At 48.4% G+C, this 17316-nt stretch carries 15 protein-coding genes; 6 read left to right on the top strand and 9 right to left on the bottom strand.

Annotated elements, in window-relative coordinates; genetic code table 11:
• From B3Z75_RS09180 to rluF, 3 genes are all read left to right on the top strand, one after another.
• Positions 1-207: YceI family protein (locus B3Z75_RS09180; RefSeq protein ID WP_294070562.1), on the top strand; the 207-nt coding region annotated here is incomplete at its 5' end.
• Positions 208-229: 22 nt separating this feature from the next.
• Entirely contained in the window at positions 230-1072 is an 843-nt protein-coding gene (locus tag B3Z75_RS09175; protein WP_294070559.1) for an SDR family oxidoreductase, read from the top strand.
• Positions 1073-1265: 193 nt separating this feature from the next.
• Positions 1266-2045, top strand: coding sequence for a 23S rRNA pseudouridine(2604) synthase RluF (rluF, locus tag B3Z75_RS09170; protein WP_294070556.1), 780 nt, complete (start codon positions 1266-1268; stop codon positions 2043-2045).
• Here the strand turns inward: rluF and B3Z75_RS09165 are convergent.
• The 3 genes from B3Z75_RS09165 to B3Z75_RS09155 all read right to left on the bottom strand — a co-directional run bounded on the left by B3Z75_RS09165 (position 2035) and on the right by B3Z75_RS09155 (position 4735).
• On the bottom strand, positions 2035-3285 hold the full coding sequence (locus B3Z75_RS09165; RefSeq protein ID WP_294070553.1) for an outer membrane beta-barrel protein: 1251 nt from the start codon (positions 3283-3285) through the stop codon (positions 2035-2037). The genes rluF and B3Z75_RS09165 overlap by 11 nt on opposite strands.
• Positions 3263-3850: an RNA polymerase sigma factor gene (locus B3Z75_RS09160; protein ID WP_294070550.1), complete on the bottom strand. Its 588-nt coding sequence runs from the start codon at positions 3848-3850 to the stop codon at positions 3263-3265. Before B3Z75_RS09160 ends, B3Z75_RS09165 begins: the two co-directional genes overlap by 23 nt.
• A gap of 150 nt (positions 3851-4000) precedes the next feature.
• Positions 4001-4735, bottom strand: coding sequence for a NigD-like protein (locus B3Z75_RS09155; RefSeq protein WP_294070547.1), 735 nt, complete (start codon positions 4733-4735; stop codon positions 4001-4003).
• A gap of 278 nt (positions 4736-5013) precedes the next feature.
• Here B3Z75_RS09155 and B3Z75_RS09150 point away from each other — a divergent pair, with 278 nt between their 5' ends.
• On the top strand, positions 5014-5637 hold the full coding sequence (locus B3Z75_RS09150; RefSeq protein WP_294070544.1) for a carbonic anhydrase family protein: 624 nt from the start codon (positions 5014-5016) through the stop codon (positions 5635-5637).
• Positions 5638-5646: 9 nt separating this feature from the next.
• Here B3Z75_RS09150 and B3Z75_RS09145 read toward each other — a convergent pair whose 3' ends face one another.
• The 6 genes from B3Z75_RS09145 to ettA form a co-directional block, all read right to left on the bottom strand.
• Positions 5647-7077: a tetratricopeptide repeat protein gene (locus B3Z75_RS09145; protein WP_294070541.1), complete on the bottom strand. Its 1431-nt coding sequence runs from the start codon at positions 7075-7077 to the stop codon at positions 5647-5649.
• A 40-nt stretch (positions 7078-7117) separates the two neighbouring features.
• Entirely contained in the window at positions 7118-8815 is a 1698-nt protein-coding gene (locus tag B3Z75_RS09140; protein ID WP_294070538.1) for a glutamine--tRNA ligase/YqeY domain fusion protein, read from the bottom strand.
• A 47-nt stretch (positions 8816-8862) separates the two neighbouring features.
• Positions 8863-9879: a tRNA (adenosine(37)-N6)-threonylcarbamoyltransferase complex transferase subunit TsaD gene (gene tsaD / locus B3Z75_RS09135; RefSeq protein ID WP_294070535.1), complete on the bottom strand. Its 1017-nt coding sequence runs from the start codon at positions 9877-9879 to the stop codon at positions 8863-8865.
• A gap of 39 nt (positions 9880-9918) precedes the next feature.
• Positions 9919-12045 (bottom strand): FUSC family membrane protein, encoded by a 2127-nt coding sequence (locus B3Z75_RS09130; RefSeq protein WP_294070532.1) that lies wholly within the window; start codon positions 12043-12045, stop codon positions 9919-9921.
• Positions 12046-12056: 11 nt separating this feature from the next.
• Positions 12057-13424, bottom strand: coding sequence for a hypothetical protein (locus tag B3Z75_RS09125; RefSeq protein ID WP_294070529.1), 1368 nt, complete (start codon positions 13422-13424; stop codon positions 12057-12059).
• Positions 13425-13567: 143 nt separating this feature from the next.
• Positions 13568-15247, bottom strand: coding sequence for an energy-dependent translational throttle protein EttA (gene ettA, locus B3Z75_RS09120; RefSeq protein ID WP_294070526.1), 1680 nt, complete (start codon positions 15245-15247; stop codon positions 13568-13570).
• Positions 15248-15502: 255 nt separating this feature from the next.
• Between ettA and B3Z75_RS09115 the strand changes: the two genes are divergently transcribed.
• The gene (locus B3Z75_RS09115; protein WP_294070524.1) at positions 15503-16060 is read left to right on the top strand and encodes a hypothetical protein; all 558 of its coding nucleotides are present in this window, start codon (positions 15503-15505) and stop codon (positions 16058-16060) included.
• A 245-nt stretch (positions 16061-16305) separates the two neighbouring features.
• Positions 16306-17313, top strand: coding sequence for a type I glyceraldehyde-3-phosphate dehydrogenase (gene gap / locus B3Z75_RS09110; protein ID WP_294070521.1), 1008 nt, complete (start codon positions 16306-16308; stop codon positions 17311-17313).
• The last annotated feature ends 3 nt before the right edge of the window (positions 17314-17316 follow it).

Raw genomic sequence — 17316 nt, 5'->3', positions numbered from 1 at the left:
CTTGTCACGGGCTTGCTGACCATTAAGGGAAAGACAGAGAAGGTATCGTTTGTGGTAAACAGAAAAGGGAATGTTTATTCGACACAACTGAAGGTAGACCGCTCTAAATTTGGTGTGCGATACGGTTCCAAATCATTCTTTAACAACCTGGGTGACAAAGTAATTGACGACATGTTCACGCTGGACATCAAACTGGTTTTGAAATAAAAACGTACATAAAAATAATCGTATGAAAATAGCAGTCACAGGAGCAACCGGACATTTGGGTACCTTTGTGGTGAAAGAGTTAAAGAAGAGAGTTCCCAATGAAAACATCGTGGCGCTTGTCCGCACACCGGAGAAAGCATCGGCCCTGGGGGTAGAGGTACGTGCTTTTGATTATAACAAGCCCGACGTAATGACCGAGGCACTCGCTGGTATAGACCGGCTGGTACTTATCTCAAGCAACGAAATAGGACTGCGTGCCAGCCAGCATTTCAATGTGATAGAGGCAGCCGGCAAGGCCGGTGTAAGATGGATCGTATACACCAGCCTGTTGCATGCCGACTCCTCCACATTGAATCTTGCAGGGGAACACAAGGCAACGGAAGAAGCCTTGAAAGCTTCCGGAATCGGTTACACCATTCTGCGCAACGGCTGGTATACCGAAAACTATACCGGTTCCATTGGAGGTGCATTAGCAGGAGGTGCCTTCATCGGCAGTGCCGGCAACGGGAAAATATCATCTGCCGCCCGTGTCGATTATGCCGAAGCAGCAGCAGTGGCTATAACCGACGAATCACACAAGGGAAAAGTGTACGAATTAGCCGGAGACGATTATTATACACTAGCTGATTTAGCGGCCGAAATCTCAAACCAGGCCGGGACAAACATCCCCTACAGAAACCTGACTGAAGCTGAATATACCAGAATTCTGGAGAGTTTTGAAATTCCTGCGGGGTTTGCAGCTGCCATCGCCAGTTGGGATGTTTCGGCATCGAAGGGTGATCTTTTTGATGACTCCCGTCAGCTCTCCACATTGATTGGCAGGCCAACCACTCCCCTGTCTGAATCGGTGAAAGCTGCCTTGTAGGCTCCGCTGAATCCGGAAGGAGATGCAACTCATTGAAGCCATCGCATGCCGTTAGGGTATGCGATGGCTGTGGTAATTTAGCGTAAATTAAAATCTGATAGTTGAGATTGAGATAATAATCAGGTACTTTTGTGAAAAAATTCAATGCGTCATTCAGCATTGAGGATTTATTCAAAAGTAATTTACTGACTGTATGCAAGATAAGGATTTAGTCCGCATAAACAAATATTTCAGCGAAATAGGGTATTGCTCGCGTAGAGAGGCCGATAAGTTCATCGAACAACGACGGGTCACCATAAACGGTGTTGTGGCGGAGATGGGTAGCAAGGTTTCGTATCACGACGAGATACGCCTCAACGGGAAGCTGGTCGTGGGTGAAAAAAGCGGTGAAGGCGAAGGAAGGAAAAAGGAACATGTCTACATTGCGTTGAACAAACCCAGGGGGATTGTCTGTACAACCGATACCCGCAGGGAGAAAAACAACATCGTTGATTTTGTTAAATACCCGGAACGTATCTTTCCCATTGGCAGGCTTGACAAGGATAGCCAGGGGTTGATTCTGCTGACCAGCGATGGGGATATCGTGAACAAGATTCTACGTGCAGGAAACAACCACGAGAAGGAGTATCTTGTCAGGGTGAAATATCCGATTACAAAAACGTTTATCCACAAAATGGGCAACGGGGTACCCATCCTGGGTGTGGTGACGAAGAAATGTGTCGTGGAACAGATCGATAAGTTCACCTTCAAAATCATCCTTACCCAGGGACTCAACAGGCAGATCAGACGCATGTGCGAATACCTGGGTAACGAGGTGGTACAGCTGGACAGGTACCGCATCATGAATATCGATCTGGATATTCCGACCGGGAAGTGGCGCCATTTAACCGAGAAGGAGCTGAACGGCATCTTTAAAATGGTCCGCTACTCATCAAAGACGATGGCGGGTTCGGAGAAAACCATCAGTCGTTGAGCGTGAAACGCAGGCCGAGGCGCAGATTAAAATGAAGCGGGTTGTCTTTATAAATGGTCTCTAACTCACTGCTGTTTTTAAAATAATAGGAAATACCGGGCTCTGCATAGAGCCCGATGTTGTTTGAGATCTGGTACCCAACTCCGAGTGCTGTGTTAACGGACCACTGCAATTCCCGTGAAGATATGCTTTCACGGGTAGTTGCTTCCAGCTTGTTGTCGAGATAGTAGTGGGATGTCAACCTGCCGGCTACAATCTTCTCCACAAGACCACCCGAAGAGAGATAGGTTGTAATTTTATTATTTTGCCAGAAAGTGTATCCAACGTTAACAGGAATACCAATGTAATGCAGCGTCTGGCGATCGTCGTAGTAATAATTGCCGCTTCCGGCACGCAGCTCCGACGAGAGTAGTGTATAGGTCAATCCGCTTGCCACACTCCATCGTTCGTTGAAATTGTATCGTAAGGTGATGCCCAATGTAATGGGTTGATGATGTTTCACGTCGGTATACACTTGCTCCCGGGTGAAATTGGGCAGAAAATGATACTGTTCCTCCACTGTTTCGGCAAGTGCAAATGTGCCATATCCGGAAAAGGTCTCCGATGCACCAGAGGGGAAGTTAGACATGGAGAGGCTGGTTTGCCATTTTGGTTGATTTTGATGGTCTCTGCGAGCGTTCATTGCGAGTAAACGATCGTTGCCATTGCCGGTATTTAAAGCAGGCTTGCCAGCGTTCCGTGTTGAACCATTTACCCTGGTATCCACATCGGAATCTTTGGCGATTGCTTCCTTTCCTTCCGGGTGTTCCTCATGGATATCTTTTTCAACAGTTTCGGGGGCATTACTTTCTTTACTTCCTTCTTTCGCGGCAACTTCGTTGTTTCCTTTCGCGGCAAGCAGCACCTCGGGTTCACGGTATAGCAGTTTTGAGGTACTTTCTGCAGTGAATTGTTCCTGTTGCGGAACCACCGTGACCGTTTTCCCGGTGAGCACGGCCTCTGTCTCATTCTCCCTATAGCTCACCCGTACGAGGAAAAACAGAATAACTGTCGCAGCCGCCACTGCCACAACCGCTCCTATACGCACGGCCCTCATCCGGCCATTGTTGCTGCCTGACCTCTCTCCGGGCAGGTTCCACACAGTGATACGCTGTTCAATGCCCTCCCACAATCCCTCGGGTGCAGGCTCCTCGTGACGCTCCATCCGGTCGCGCAGTTTATCTTGCCATTGATCGTTCATAGTGTTTTTTTTTCAACCGGTACAACTCTATCTCTTTAACCAGTATACCCTTGGCTCTGTGTAATTGTGAAGCGGAGCTGCTTTCTGCAATATTCAGTATGGATGCAATCTCTTTGTGACTTTTTTGCTCAAGGACATAGAGGTTGAAAACAGTCCTGTATCCGGGCGGAAGGGTACGGATCATCTCCAGAATAGCCGATGCCGGAATATCTTCGAAGTCCGGCTCCCGATCTTCTTCCGGATTGGGTAAATCCCACTCCGGGAGGCTGGTGAACTGCATTTTTCCGGCTGCTCTGATATGCTTCAATGCTTCGTTTACTACAATGCGTGCCGACCATGCCCGCAGCGATCCGGCTCCCTTGTATTCAAACGTCTGGATGGCTTTGAAAATCTTCAGAAAACTTTCCTGTAAAACATCCTTGATGTCTTCCCTGTTTGAGATGTAACGAGCACATACCGCGGTAAGATACCCGGAGTGATCATCGTAAAATCGTTTCATGGCAACCCGGTTGCCTTGCACAATTTGCCGAATGAGTTCCCGCACGCTGTTTTCTTCTTTAGTCATTTACCAATCTCGTTCGGACACATAACACCATACGCTCAACCGATAGTATGGTAAGGTTGTACTTATAACAAATGTACAACCTTACCTGTTTCTTCAGCAATAAAATTTTGCAAGGTTACTGAAGGGGTGCATCGTTTTCAGAAATCGGTTTTATTGCAAAGGAATGACACTCCTCTCGGCGGCAATGGCGGAAGATGCAGGTGTTGCAGCACGGGTGCGGTAGTCGAACTCCATTGATTTGTCGGTGTTGAACGACTTCCATTTCAGCTTCAGTTTCACCGTTTCCCCTTCCGTATCGGGAAGTTGATCCAGTCTGAAGGCAACCAGGCCATCCCCTATCCTGCCCGACACATCGCCATTGGCATTGTGTTTAAACTCTACCTCGTAGGGGTTGTCGGGATTGTTGGTGGAGATAAGATTAACGTAGTGGGTGATTCCCTGATGACTCCACATGGTTCGGAAACGCAAGGTCAGGTAGCCATCTTCGGCAATGGTTACCCAATCGGGTACAATCTCTACAGGATCGGCACCATATACCTCATCATTTTCTGCTCCCAAATTGGGAGCCATTGCTTTCGTTCTGATGCTGTCGATCCAGTTCACTCTGACAGCCTGATCATACTCCTGACTGGGATCGTCTACTTCATCGTAATTTACCAGAGCCCTCACCTCTTTTGAATCAAAGGGGTGCGACGTTACATTCACAGGCAACAGGGTTGTATTGTCGTCCAACTGAAAAAAAACAGTTTTGTCGGCGGCCTCCTTCACTGTTACGAGTGCATTGGGGTACAAGCGGTTCACCTCATCGTCATCGTCCAGACAAGAAGGCAGAATGAGCATGCCGAGTAATATTCCCGTTGCGAAAAGTAAATTGGTAATCTTCATAATTTTGTGGTTTTAAACGTTACGAATTCTTTTGTTTCAACCATTAAACCCCGATATTGGAAAACCTTGCGTGATAATTTGTTATTTTTTCTAAAAAAAAAGACATTCGAACAAGAGAATAAGCAACGTCGTGTATATTTGATGAAACCTATTCACTGATAAAACAATTCAATTATACAATCTGTTTTATGATGGATTGTCGATATTCACTCGTGGGCACAAGCCATGATGAGTAAAAAGAATACGAATATTCGACCTGTTGAATTAATTGTGGAATCATGTGGGTACATACTAAAGAGAGCCAGGATAAAATAACTCCCGAAAAAGCGCTGGAGTTACTGAAAGAAGGCAACAAGCGGTTTCTGAACAACCTGAAAATGGACAGGAACCTGTTGACACAGGTGAATATGACTTCTGACGGACAGTTTCCCTTTGCTACCGTTTTAAGTTGCATCGACTCTAGAACATCGGCAGAGCTGATCTTCGACCAGGGACTGGGAGACATCTTCAGCATCCGCATTGCCGGCAACATCATCAACAACGACATTCTCGGCAGCATGGAGTATTCGTGCGACATTGCCGGATCGAAAATAATTGTGGTGTTGGGCCATACCAAGTGCGGAGCGATCATCAGTGCCTGCAACCATATCAGAGCAGGTCACCTGACAGGATTACTGGAAAAAATAAGGCCGGCAATTGACAGGGAAGTGGCCACCAAAGAGGACCGGAGTGGAGCAAACAACTGCTTTGTCACCAACGTAAGCATGATCAACATCCGCCTGACAATGAATCAGATCCGGAGGCAAAGCCTGATTCTCAATCAGCTTGAGAAAGAAGGTAAAATTCTCATTGCAGGCGGGATATACAATATTGATTCCGGAGAAGTGAAGTTCTTCGATTAAAAAGAGGTTTCAGTATTTTATGTTTTTAAACAGCACACGATTTTCCCGTGCTTCGTTCAACCGGATGAGAATCTTATCCCTGCTGTATCCTGAGAAATCTGTATCTTCGTTTCCCATGATCAGGTTTAGAAGGGAGCGGAGCTCCTCATCCGAAAACTGTGCCATGATCTCGTCGAACGGTTCTTTGGAGCCAATCTCAAAGCGGATGAAGGCCAGTCTCGATTTTGCCGAAGGGAAGTCGGGTGCAATCTTGAGCAGCTCTTCAAGGTAGGCGGCAGCCTGTTCGTATTTTTCCTGTGCCACGCTGATATTTGCCAGTCTGTCGATGATATCTTCGTTGCCTTCGGAGAGGAGTGCCGCCTTCATATAGGCTACCTCAGCCTGTACGTAATCATCGTGCTGAAAAGCCAACTCTCCTTCCAGCATGTAATAATCGAGTGTATCTTTTTCCGGTTCCGGAATTTGCAAAAACAGTTCTTCTGCTTTTTCAACATCGCCCTTATTAATGTATACAAAAGCCCTTTTTGCCAGGATACCCGTACTACCGAAAGCGACCTCCTTTTTATCGATAAGTTTCATCATCTCATCATACTGCTCCATGGCCTCGTAGGCCTCCAACAAAGAATCATAGAGGGACTCATCGTCGGGCGACTGTTGCAGGCATTTTTCAAAGATGGCGATGGCTTCGGGCGCATTGTCGTTCAAGTAGAGAGCCATGGCCTTCATTTTTAACAAACCCGTATCCCCTTCGTTGATGGTCAGTGCAAAATCAAAAGCATCGATGGCTTTATCATATTGCCCGTTCATGGAGTAGAGCTTCCCGATATTCACCCATCCGTCGTACGAATATGGATCGATATCAAGCAGGAGGTTGTTGTATTCAATGGCTTTCTCAAAGTTGCCCTTCATCTCGTAGGCATAGGCCAGGTCCACGATGACATCGGTATTCGACTCATCAATCTTCATACTTTCTTCGAGAAACGCGATGGCCCGGTCAAACTTATCCACATCGTTGAGCAGATACCCTGTTTCAGTGATAAAATAATAGAGGTCATCCACCGACAGCTCACGCTCCAGGGTATTGTTGATCAGTTCATCGGCTTCATCATACCGGTCGGTGTGCAACAAAGACTCAATCTTCAGCAGAGAGAGTTCCACATCACCCTCCTCCGATAACTGTCTCATGTAATCGAGCGCTTCTTCATACATTTCAGAAAAAACGAGAGTCTTTACTTTCAACAACATCAGCTCGGGGCTTCCGGGATGCATCTTCAACCCTTCCGCGATGACCTCCTCGGCTTCTTCGTTGTCTCCTCCGGCGTTGTAGTACTCGGCCAGCAATGCAAACTCATCGGCATCGAGATACATTTTTTTGCCGAGTGCGTGCATTTGCTCGTACTTCTCAACCAGGGTGGTAATATCTAATTCGTTATCTTCCATTCTTCTCTCTCCTAAAAAGCACAGTCCCTTGGTGTTCAGTTCAGTTGCTTTGTTTCTTCCATGAGTCTTTGAGGGCAACCGTGCGGTTGAAAACAAGTCGTTCTACGGTAGAATCGGCATCCACGTTGAAGTAGCCGATGCGCTGAAACTGAAAGCGGTCGAGGGGTTTTGCATCTTTCAGATACTCTTCCACCTTGCAGCCTGTTTTCACAATGAGCGACTCCGGGTTAATCAGCTCGCGGAAGTCCTTTTCTTTTTCTCCTGCCGGATCTTCCACCGTGAAGAGGCGGTCATAGAGCCGCACTTCGGCATCCACGCTGTGTGGTACGGCCACCCAGTGAATGGTACCTTTCACGCGACGGTTTGCTTCCGGCATGCCGCTTTTTGTCTGCGGGTCGTACTCGGCGTAGACCTCGGCAATGTTCCCCTCTTCATCCTTCCTGCAACCGGTACATTTCACAATATACGCATTCTTCAGGCGTACCTCATTGCCCGGCGTAAGACGGAAATATTTTTTGGGTGCTTCCTCCATGAAGTCATCACGCTCAATCCAGAGCTCACGCGTAAACTTCACGTTACGGCTGCCCATGGTCTCGTCTTCGGGGTTGTTGATTGCAATCATCTCCTCTTCCTGGCCTTCCGGATAGTTGGTAAGCACCAGCTTCACGGGATCTATCACGCCCGAGACCCGCATTGAACTTGTGTTGAGATTCTCCCGTACGGCATGTTCCAGCAACGACATATCGTTGATGCCGTCGTATTTGGTGTATCCAATTTTATCGATAAAGCTGCGGATGGCCTCCGGGGTGTAGCCACGGCGACGCATTCCACACAGGGTGGGCATGCGGGGATCGTCCCATCCCGACACCAGCTTCTCCTGCACCAGCTGCAGCAGCCTACGCTTGCTCATCATTGTGTACGTAAGGTTCAGGCGGTTGAATTCTGTCTGTCGGGGACGATAATCGCTGTCTGCCAGCTGGTCGATGAACCAGTCGTAGAGAGGCCTGTGCACTTCAAACTCCAGAGTACACAGCGAATGGGTCACCCCCTCGAAGTAGTCCGACTGCCCGTGGGCAAAGTCGTACATTGGATAAGCCTTCCAGGTGGTTCCGGTACGGTGGTGCGGTATATGGATTACCCGATAGATGATGGGATCCCGGAAGTGCATGTTTGATGAAGTCATGTCGATCTTTGCACGCAGCACCATCTTCCCTTCGGGTATCTCGCCGCTGTTCATTTTTTCAAACAGTTTCAGCGACTCTTCGATGGGACGGTCGCGGTAGGGGCTGGGGGTACCCGGCTCGGTAGGCGTTCCTTTCTGGCGTGCAATTTCCTCGGCCGACTGTTCATCGATATATGCTTTTCCCTCATTAATCAGCTTGACGGCAAAGTCCCACAGCTGCTGAAAGTAGTCGGATGCATAATAGACGTTCTCCCAATGAAATCCCAGCCATTTAATGTCTTCCATGATGGAATCTACATACTCCACATCTTCCTTCTCGGGGTTGGTATCGTCGAAGCGGAGGTTACAGATGCCGCCGTAATTTTGGGCAATGCCGAAATCGATGCAAATAGCCTTGGCATGACCGATGTGCAGGTAGCCGTTCGGTTCCGGCGGAAAACGGGTTTGTATGCGCCCGTTGTTCTTTCCCTCCTTCAAATCGTTTTCGACAATCTGTTCAATAAAATTGAGACTCTTCTTGTTCTCCTCCACGATGGAATTTTCTGTTTCTGACATATGGTCTATAAATTAAAACTCTCAAAAAAATCGTTTTCCCGCAATTCTTATATCGACACCCTCGCGTAGGGGGCCACGTCGGGAGCGGCAAACTCTCCGTTCAGATATTTGTAATAGCCCGAGATGGCTACCATCGCCGCATTGTCGGTGGTATAGGCAAACCGGGGGATATGAATCTTCCAGCCATATTGGTGGCTGTATGCTTCAAAGGCGTTTCTCAGCCCCGAATTGGCCGATACACCTCCAGCCACGGCCACTTCATCTATGTCTAAATTAACGGAGGCCTGATAAAGCTTCTCCATCAGAATATCGATAATGGTCTTCTGCAGCGACGCACACAGGTCGTTCTTGTTTTTTTCGATAAAGTCGGGATCCTTCTTCAGCTCATCCCGTAAAAAATAGAGGAACGACGTTTTCAGTCCGCTGAAACTATAATCATATCCTTCGATACGCGGCTTGTTGAAGATGAACCGCTCCGGGTCACCCTGTTTAGCCAGCCTGTCTACCACCGGCCCCCCGGGATAGCCAAGTCCCATCACCTTGGCGCACTTGTCGAATGCCTCCCCGGCTGCATCGTCGATGGTTTTCCCGATGATCTCCATCTCATCGAACGATTTCACCAGAATGATTTGTGAGTTTCCACCCGACACCAGGAGACAAAGAAACGGAAATTCGGGCTGATGGGTATCCTGCTCATCTTCCTTGATAAAATGAGCCAGCACATGTGCCTGCAGGTGATTTACCTCTACCATGGGGATGTTGAGTGCCGAGGAGAAACCTTTCGCAAAGGAGGTGCCCACAAGCAGTGAGCCCAGCAATCCAGGACCGCGGGTGAAGGCCACTGCAGTCACTTCCTCCCTGGCAATTCCGGCCTGCTTCAGGGCATCGTGTACCACGGGAATGATGTTCTGCTGATGTGCACGCGACGCCAGCTCGGGCACCACACCACCGTAGCGCTCGTGCACTGCCTGCCCGGCAATCACATTGGAGCAGATGACTCCGTCGCGAATCACTGCTGCCGAGGTGTCGTCGCAGGAAGATTCTATGCCTAAAATTGTTACCATTTCAGCTGATTAAGGTACAAAGATAATACAAAAATAAATTTATCCACCCACCATCCCTTTTGTTTCCACAAGCAGTTCGCGCGAGACATGGGCGATATTGTAGATCAGGCCGGCTCTTCGGTTGGCTTTGTCACTCTGCAGCTTTTCGATGCTTTCTTCCCAGCAGATGGCCGCCTGAAGGAGTGTTTCGAGGCGCGACTCATCGGCAGACCCATTCAGCATTTCGGTCACGTAGTGAAGTACTTCGCTGATGTCGCGACAGAATTCACGTTCTCTCTGGGTCAGATACTCCGCATGCTTATGTACCCCAAAGGCAGAGATATAAGAGAGCAAGGCGTGATTCAGATTGGTGAGGTTGAATGCTTTCTCCTGATAGAGGCGGGTCTGTCGTGGCTCCAACCGCATTCCCTTCCAGGCGGAAGTAAGGGCATTGTCGGCATTATAGGCCGTACGCCGGTTATGGAGATAATCTTCTTCCGTGACTGAGCCTTCATAGATACTCTCAAAATAGCGTTTGTTTTTGGTCACCGCATTCAGCAGCAATCCCGGGAGCTGCCTGTATTGCCAGTCGGGCCACACAAACCGCACTACCAGATAGGCAATGGTGCCACCTATGAGCGTGTCTATGATTCGGGGAAGCATGACTGCGACGCCCTGATCGGAAAGGATGTTGAATGCAGCCAACACGTAGACGGTAATAAATATGGCAGCCACGATGTAATTTTTCTTTAACCAGTAGAAGAAGAAGTAAATGGAGGTGATCAGGAGCAGAATCTGCCCGGCGAGCGTTGGCAGCAGATGAGCCAAAGTCACTCCCAGGATCACCCCGATGAGTGTACCAAAGACACGGTGAAAAAGCCGCATCCGGGTGGCACTGTAGGTCTGTTGAAAGACAATCAGCGAAGTCAACAGGATCCAGGCACCTTTATCGATATGCAACGACTGCATAACAGCGTATCCCAGCAGCCAGCTCAGTGTGAGGCGTACGGCAAACTTAAAACGGGGATGGGCCGGGTTTAACAACGAGCGAAAGCGGGTACTCTCCGGCTTGCGGGAAGTAAATACCGTCACATCAATCTGTGCACTGAGTGTCTCTTCCTCGCGCAGGTTCTTTTCGAGGCCTGCCAGGTTTTTCATCAGCAGCGACAGGGTCAGGTAATGCGGTTCTTCCCGCTCCTCTTCCAGCATCTTTTGCAGGGCAGACAATGTCCACTCAAGGGAGAGCGGATGTTTGTACGGCTGATCCGTCAACAGTGAATCGCTGAAGAGATTCATGGCCTTTGCAATCTCCCTCATCAGCTGTCCAAAACCCTCCAGCAACCTGATATTGCTTACTTCTCTGCTGAGCAGGTCGTACTGTTCGTGGCTGGAAATTGCCCGCTCCTGCATTTCCTGCAACAGGAACCACTTCCGGTAATAGATATTTACCACCGGGCGAGCTTCTGCGCTGCTTTCTGCCGAATAGCTGTAGAGGTTGTTTTTACAGCTTTCTATCTGCTGGGCCAGCTCAATATTTTTTTGTGCCAGCTGGGTCCTGATCTGCATCTGCACCTGTGATTTGCTGGGAAAAAGACTCGCTTTCAGGTCGATGTATTCCGAGAGGTAATAAAAACCGCGTGCCAGCTGTTCCTTGAGCAACCTGTATGGGCGGGATTGCAACAACAGGATAGAGACAAGGGAGTAAGCAGAGGCGCCGATGGTGTAGAGCACAGGCTGGAAAAACCACTTGTCGGCATTGCCGGCTCCCAGCATCGTATAGACAAAAATAAGAAGGGCTCCGAAAGTAACTCCCTGCATCCGTGCGTTTAATCCACCTGCCAGGGTGAGTAAAAAGGCCGCAACGAATATCAAAAGGGCAAAATAGGGGGGGAAGGGCGAAAGCAGTTCCACCAGGCTGCTGGTGATAAAAAAGAGGAGCAGGGCTGATCCAGCCGACTTGGTCCGTCCCCGGGGATGTACATCGGTTTCACCGAGTGCCATGGCCACCACACCCAATGCCATGGTCGTGCCGATAAAAGAGTTGTGAAACAAAAGCTCTGCCGGTATCAGCAAGAAAGCGATGGATGCAGCCACTTTCAGTGCCCACAGGCGGTTCGGATTTTTCCAGAAAACGTTGATCCAAACATGAACGATCTGCTCTTTAATCACCCTTATCCGGTAGTTCATATATCATATCATTACAGCGTCACATCCACTCTGATCTTTCCGAGCAGCGCATCCGGATGATCCCGGTAGGTAAACCGGTGCACGTACTCCACCCGCAGGAGCCCCAGGAGGTTGGTGAGTCCCACGGCTCCCTCAACATAGGGAACAGGACCATACTTGTAGGAGGTGGCGGGAAAATTGTAAAGATCCGGCGTGGTGGCGGGATCGTTCTTCTTACCCAACCTGCCGTAGGATGCCCGCAGCGAGATCAGCTCTCTTACCTGCAGCCTGTCTATGGCAGGAATTTTTGCCAACAGCAGGTAATCCCCCACAAAGGTGGTCCGGATTGTATATTGTTCATCGGCCATAAACTCCAGGGCATGGTTCAGAAAAAAGGCATTGTTCTCGATATTATGCCGTTGTCGTTGATTGGGATAGGCCAGCAACGGAAAAGGCACCTTGTTCCATATCTTCATCACCTCCCCCACGGCATCGAGACGTCCCGCAGTTCCCAGAAAGAAACGCTTCTGCACGGAGAACTCCGATCGGTGCCAGGGCTTCATTTCTCCGAAGAAGTCGTAATTTCCGAACGTATGGGAAAGGAAGAAGACGGGACTGCCCATCTCAATGGGTTTCTTCAAACGTTTATGCTGCACAAAGGCTTCCCGGAAGGAATAACGGAACAACAGCCCCGCTTCCGTTGTATGCAAGGCATCGTCTGCCAACACAGTGCCGCCAGCCTGGCTTTCGAAACGCAGATCGCCCTGCGGTACCAGCCGTGCTCTCCGCAACCAAACTGTATGAGCAAGGCCGTTATTGTATTCTTTTTCGTAGTTCACCTCTGCAAAGTTGCGGTAGGTGGCTGCGTTCTCCGAACGTCGGTAGGTAATCAGCAGCAGGTTGTTGGGCGAACGGGGATGCATCTCACCCGGTGAGTAGAGGTCGCTCTCATATACCACACTCAGGTTATTTTTCGGGTACTCCTCCTCGTGGTATACTCTCTTGTCGAAAGCATAGATTGCCTCACCGTGGTACTTAAGTTTCTGGTCTTTGAAGCCATAAGCAGCATATCCTTTCAAAAAAAAATGAGGACTGAACCTGGAGTTGGAGGCAAGGCCTGCCCTCAGCCGGACTCCTTCAATGGAGTTGTAGGTGGGGAAAGTCTGGATTCGTCCAAAATCAAATTTGTTTGTTTCCGGGTTTCCAAGAGGAATCCAGTCGTCCTTCACAAAATTGGTTGCGCGGTTGAGAAAGGCCTGGAAACCGCCGCTTTTCCCTGCCACCAGACTATCCTGCACGTTATATGCTGCATCAATCACCGTTCCTTTGTGGAGGGCGTTATACCCGTAAAGAGTGCCATATAAAACAAAAGTCAGTGCAAAGAATATCGTTTTTCTCATCGTCATGCTACCTTCCAACCTGAGGCTGTCTCAAAATAAAATTTAACCTCCTGAGAAATGAATATTGGGATATGTTCTCAGATAGATATCCGAATAAAAAGAGGGTGAAATCACATTGTGATACACCCTCACAAAATTTCTGGCTACAACTTCCTGTAACGTACCCGTTTTGGCTCCACGTTTCCGAGGCGCATCTTCTTATTCTCCTCATATTCGCTGTAGGACCCTTCAAAATAGAACACTTCGGAGTTTCCTTCAAAAGCAAGAATATGCGTACAGATACGATCCAGGAACCAGCGGTCGTGCGAGATCACCACGGCACAGCCGGCGAAGTTCTCCAGCCCTTCTTCCAGGGCCCGAAGCGTGTTCACGTCGATGTCGTTCGTCGGCTCGTCGAGCAGCAGCACATTGGCGCCCGCTTTGAGCGTCAGTGCCAGATGAAGGCGGTTACGCTCCCCACCCGACAGCACGCCACACAGTTTCTCCTGATCGGCACCGGAAAAGTTGAAGCGCGACAGGTAAGCACGGGCATTGACCTCTTTTCCGCCTACACGCACAAATTCGGAACCTCCCGATACTACCTGGTAAACAGTCTTGTCGGGATCAATGGCCTCGTGCGACTGGTCCACATAGGCAGTCACGACCGTTTCGCCCACTTCAAAGTTACCGGCATCGGGGGTCTCCATGCCCTGTATCAGGCGAAAGAGGGTTGTCTTACCGGCACCATTCGGTCCGATTACTCCCACGATGCCGTTGGGTGGCAACATGAAGTTGAGGTTATCAAACAGCAGCTTATCGCCAAATCCTTTCTTCACGCCGATGGCTTCAATCACCTTGTTTCCAAGACGGGGACCATTGGGGATAAAGAGTTCCAGCTTCTCTTCCCGTTCTTTCTGATCCTGGTTCAGCAGCTGTTCGTACGAGTTCAGACGTGCTTTACCTTTGGCATGACGTGCTTTGGGTGCGAGGTTGATCCACTCCAGCTCCCGCTCCAGCGTTTTGCGGCGCTTGCTGGCCTGCTTCTCTTCCTGCTCCATCCTCTTTGTCTTCTGTTCCAGCCAGGAGGTGTAGTTTCCCTTCCAGGGAATTCCCTCGCCGCGGTCCAGTTCCAGAATCCATCCTGCTACGTGGTCAAGGAAGTAACGGTCGTGGGTAATACAGATCACCGTTCCCTGATATTGTTGCAGGTGCTGCTCCAGCCAGTCGATCGACTCTGCATCGAGGTGGTTGGTCGGCTCATCGAGCAGCAGCACGTCGGGCTCCTGCAGCAACAGCCGGCAAAGGGCAACACGACGTCGCTCCCCTCCCGAGAGTTCGTGCACCGGTTGATCTTCCGGGGGACAGCGCAGGGCGTCCATGGCGCGATCAAGGCGGTTGTCGATGTTCCACGCATCGGCTGCATCGAGTTTATCCTGCAGCTCGGCCTGACGAGCAAAGAGGCCATTCATTTTATCCTCGTTCTCATAATATTCGGGCAGCCCGAATTTCAGGTTGATATCTTCGTATTCCGCCAACAGATCCATGACCGGCTTCACACCCTCGCGAACAATGTCGATGACCGTTTTATCGGGATCGAGCTTCGGATCCTGCTCCAGATATCCTACCGAGAAGCTTTTATCGGAGACCACCTCTCCCTGATACTCTTTCTCTATTCCGGCAATGATCTTCAACAGTGTCGATTTTCCCGAACCGTTGAGACCGATGATGCCGATCTTGGCACCGTAGAAAAATGAAAGGTAAATATCTTTCAGTACCTGTTTATGAGGAGGAAATGTTTTGCTCACCCCCACCATGGAAAAAATAATCTTTTTATCGTCAGCCATATATATATTTAGTAAATAAATTCGTTTTTTACTTCCACCTTTACCGCCCTAAGTAAATATGAATCAATATTTTTCAACATTTTATTTCGTAACGGAGCACAAAGATAGTGAAATTTGAGGAAATAGTTCACTCGGTAACTCATGGCAAGTTGCATTCGGCTGACCGACAACAATATTTATTTTACAAACGAACACAATGCCCCATATTTTGTTTTATAAGTATATAAATATAATCCTCTTTATTTAAACACAAAAATGAATGTTTTTCCTAAAATCAGATTGACAAAAAGATACGGAATCCTGTTCATCGTATGGGGCTGGCTACTTGTCTTTACCACTCTTGCCGGATACGTTAAAAGGAGGATGGTTTATTCTTTTTTAGCAGAAGACATCTTAAATCTCCTTAAAATAATACTGCCGGTAATCGTCGTTACCTTTACAGGATATTATCTCTTTGAAAAGCGAAAAGACAAGGGAGGGAAACCGACAAGAATTGCGTTGTATTCTCTCTGGATTTCGATGGTTGGCTGCATGATCCTCGTCAACCTCATTCAGTACCGTGTAATGCATCAAATCAACTTTGAACTGCAACACCCTCTTTTCATGGTGCTGATGGCTTTTACCATTGTTATGACAGGGGTAATTTTACGTTATCCCTTTGTACTTGTTGGAGGAGTAATATTTGGAGTGCTGGCACTTACCGCATCCTCTCTGGAGCTACCGGAACAGTTGCTTATTGAGTCTTTGGCCTGGTTTGTGGCCTTTGTGATTCCGGGACATTTGCTAAATGCAAAAAAAATATCCACAAAGTGAACTTTCACAAATTGAAAACAATCGTTTGTTTCATTGGTAGAACAAAGATAAATTTCGGTTTTTTGATGCAAATAATTTCGTTAAAATGAAAAGATGTTGTATTTTTGTAACTGAATAAAAAAGATGGTTTTTAGGATCGCTTTCGATGATCATTATGAACATGATGCGAAAAAAAAGCACTCCTTCATCGCCAGCAAATGACGGAATATAAACGAACACTTTTAACAAATAAAATTCAATTAAGTATGATTAAAGTAGGTATTAACGGATTTGGCCGCATCGGACGCTTGGTTTTCCGCGCAGCTCAAAACAGAGACGATATCCAGATTGTGGGTATCAATGACTTGCTCGATGTAAATTACATCGCTTATATGTTAAAATACGACACGATTCACGGTCAGTTCAAGGGATCTATCGACGTAAAAGACGGTAACCTGGTTGTGAACGGAAATACGATTCGTGTAAGCGCAGAAAGAAATCCGGCCGACCTGAAATGGGGTGCTGTAGGTGCAGAATATGTAGTTGAATCAACCGGCCTGTTCCTCACCAAAGAAAAAGCTCAGGCTCACATTGATGCAGGTGCAAAATATGTGGTGATGTCAGCTCCTTCAAAAGACGATACCCGGATGTATGTATGCGGCGTAAACGAAAACACCTACACCAAAGGCGAACAGTTCGTTTCCAATGCTTCTTGTACCACCAACTGTCTGGCACCCGTGACCAAAGTACTGAACGACAAATTCGGCGTAATTGAAGGCTTGATGACCACTGTTCACGCAACAACTGCTACACAGAAAACGGTTGACGGCCCCTCGGCAAAAGACTGGAGAGGCGGGCGCGCTGCTGCCGGCAACATCATTCCTTCTTCTACCGGAGCTGCAAAGGCAGTAGGCAAGGTAATTCCCGAGCTGAACGGCAAACTGACCGGTATGTCATTACGCGTTCCCACACTGGACGTATCTGTGGTTGACTTGACTGTACGTCTGGCAAAAGAAACCACCTACGAAGAGATCTGTGCTGCCATGAAGGAAGCATCGGAAGGCGAATTGAAGGGCATCCTCGGATATACTAACGAAGACGTGGTATCGAGCGATTTCATTGGCGATGCACGTACTTCTATCTTCGACGAAAAAGCAGGGATCCAACTGAGCCCCACTTTCGTGAAGGTAATCAGCTGGTATGACAACGAATGGGGTTATTCCAACAAAGTGCTCGACCTGATTGCACACATGTCGACTGTAAACAATGCATAACAT

Origin of the sequence: Proteiniphilum sp. UBA1028 (assembly GCF_002316955.1) — a bacterium.
Taxonomy (GTDB): domain Bacteria; phylum Bacteroidota; class Bacteroidia; order Bacteroidales; family Dysgonomonadaceae; genus Proteiniphilum.
This window is presented reverse-complemented; position numbering and strand designations above follow the sequence as displayed.